The sequence below is a fragment of the Streptomyces sp. genome, from assembly GCF_031178505.1.
Taxonomy (GTDB): domain Bacteria; phylum Actinomycetota; class Actinomycetes; order Streptomycetales; family Streptomycetaceae; genus Streptomyces; species Streptomyces gulbargensis.
Genome location: NZ_JAPSIW010000930.1, coordinates 1 through 2,325, shown reverse-complemented (window position 1 = coordinate 2,325; position 2,325 = coordinate 1). Strand labels below are relative to the sequence as shown.

General features: G+C 71.9%; 3 protein-coding genes. 2 read left to right on the top strand and 1 reads right to left on the bottom strand.

Features of this window, described 5'->3' with window-relative positions; genetic code table 11:
- Positions 1 to 391: alpha/beta hydrolase (locus tag RIF68_RS34645; protein ID WP_309055473.1), on the top strand; the 391-nt coding region annotated here is incomplete at its 5' end.
- 9 nt (positions 392 to 400) lie between these two features.
- On the top strand, positions 401 to 1,237 hold the full coding sequence (locus RIF68_RS34640; protein ID WP_309055472.1) for an alpha/beta fold hydrolase: 837 nt from the start codon (positions 401 to 403) through the stop codon (positions 1,235 to 1,237).
- A gap of 36 nt (positions 1,238 to 1,273) precedes the next feature.
- Here RIF68_RS34640 and RIF68_RS34635 read toward each other — a convergent pair.
- Positions 1,274 to 2,325: cbb3-type cytochrome c oxidase subunit I (locus RIF68_RS34635; protein ID WP_309055470.1), on the bottom strand; the 1,052-nt coding region annotated here is incomplete at its 5' end.

Below are 2,325 nucleotides of genomic sequence, written 5' to 3'. Positions count from 1 at the left end.
CCGCGCCGGGGAGCGCGCCGACCGCTCCCAGCTCTACCGCGACCTGGCCGACGGCCCGTTCTTCGGCCACAACCGCCGCCACGACGTGTCGCAGGGCCTCCGCGACGCCTTCTGGCTGCAGGGCACGGCCAGCGGGCACCGGGCCGCCCACGAGTGCATCGCCGCGTTCTCCGCCACCGACTTCCGCCCCGACCTCGCGGCCGTCGACGTGCCGACCCTGGTGATCCACGGCGACGACGACCAGATCGTGCCCTTCCCCGTCGGCGGCGAGCGGACGGCCGCGCTCGTCGCCGACGCGAAGCTCCTGGTCTACGCCGGCAGCGGGCACGCCCTGCCGGACACCGACCGCGACCGCCTGCACGCCGACCTGCTCGCCTTCATCGAGTCCTGAGGAGCCACCATGACCACCACCCGGCCCGACACCGTCGTGCTCGTGCACGGCCTCTGGATGACCCCCCGCAGCTGGGAGCACTGGGTCGCCCACTACGAGCGGCGCGGACTGCGCGTCCTCACCCCGGCCTACCCCGGGTTCGAGATCGAGGTGGAGGCGCTGCGCGCGCACCCGGAGGTGATCGCCGGCCTCACCGTCCCCGAGACGGTCGACCACCTGGCCGCCGTGGTGGAGGCGCTCGACCGTCCGCCGCTGATCATCGGGCACTCGTTCGGCGGGACGCTGACGCAGCTGCTGCTCGCCCGCGGTCTCGGCGCGGCGGGGGTCGTCATCGACTCCGCGCCGACCGAGGGCGTGCGGGTCACCCCGCTGTCGCAGGCGCGGTCGCTGTTCCCCGCGCTGAAGAGCCCGGCGAACCGCAGGCGGGCCGTCGCCTTCAGCCCGGAGGAGTTCCACTACGCGTTCGCCAACACGCTCAGCGCCGAGGACTCCCGCGCGGCGTGGGAGCGGTACGCGATCGGGGCGCCCGGGGACTGGATCTGGGCCTACGGCCTGCTCGCCAACGTCACGCCGGGGCACCAGGCCACCTGGGTCGACTACGCGGTGGACCGGGCACCCCTGCTGTTCCTCGCCGGGGAGCGCGACCACATCATGCCGCCGGCCGTGAACAAGGCGAACGCGAGGCGGTGGTCGCGGTCCCCGGCGCTCACCGAGTACGAGGAGCTCGCCGGGCGGGACCACTGGACGTGCGCGGCCCCCGGGTGGGAGGCGGTGGCGGACCGTGCGCTGGACTGGGCGCTCGAGCACGCCCGGCCCGTCGGGGACCGCCGGGTGCTCGGCGCCTGAGCAGACGGCCGCGGGCCCCGGCGACGGGGCCCGCGGCTAGCTGCCGCGCCCGTCGTCCTCCGGCGGGTCGGCCACGACCGTGGCGCTGGACTGCTCGGACTCGCCGCCGCCCTGCTCGACCCGCTCGCGCGCGAGCCCCTGCTCCCCGGTGCGCTCGGACTCCCAGTCGAAGAACCCGGGCTTCGGCTCGACGTGGTCCATGGCCGCGACCTCGGGGTGGTGCAGGTCGAACGCCGGGCGCTCGGAGCGGATGCGGGGCAGCGACGTGAAGTTGTGCCGCGGCGGCGGGCAGGACGTCGCCCACTCCAGCGACTGCCCGAAGCCCCACGGGTCGTCGACGGTCACCTTCGGCGCGCGCCGCCAGGTGACGTACACGTTCCACAGGAACGGCAGCGTGGACACCCCCAGCAGCATCGCCCCGATGGTGGAGACCTGGTGCATCCAGGTCACGCCGTCGTCGGGGGAGTAGTCCGCGTACCGCCGCGGCATGCCGCGCGCGCCGAGCCAGTGCTGGATGAGGAAGGTCATGTGGAAGCCGACGAACAGCAGCCAGAAGTGGATCTTGCCCAGGCGCTCGTTGAGCATCCGCCCGGTCATCTTGGGCCACCAGTAGTACAGGCCGGCGAAGAACATGAACACCACGGTGCCGAAGACCACGTAGTGGAAGTGGGCGACCACGAAGTAGGTGTCGTGGATGTGGAAGTCCAGGGCCGGGCTGGACAGGATGATCCCGGTCAGGCCGCCGAACAGGAACGTGGTCATGAACCCGATGGTCCAGAGCATGGGCGTCTCGAACGTGAGCTTGCCGCGCCACATCGTGCCGATCCAGTTGAAGAACTTCACGCCCGTGGGGACCGCGATCAGCATGGTCATCATGGCGAAGAACGGCAGCAGCACCGCTCCCGTCGCGTACATGTGGTGCGCCCAGACCGTCACGGACAGCGCACCGATCGCGATCGCCGCGTAGATCAGGCCCTTGTAGCCGAACACCGGCTTGCGGCTGAACACCGGCAGGATCTCGGTCGCGATGCCGAAGAACGGCAGGGCGATGATGTAGACCTCCGGGTGCCCGAAGAACCAGAACAGGT

Excerpts from the sequence above, each read along its gene's own strand:
- RIF68_RS34640 (WP_309055472.1), top strand. The coding sequence starts at position 401 with ATGACCACCACCCGGCCCGACACCGTCGTGCTCGTGCACGGCCTCTGG.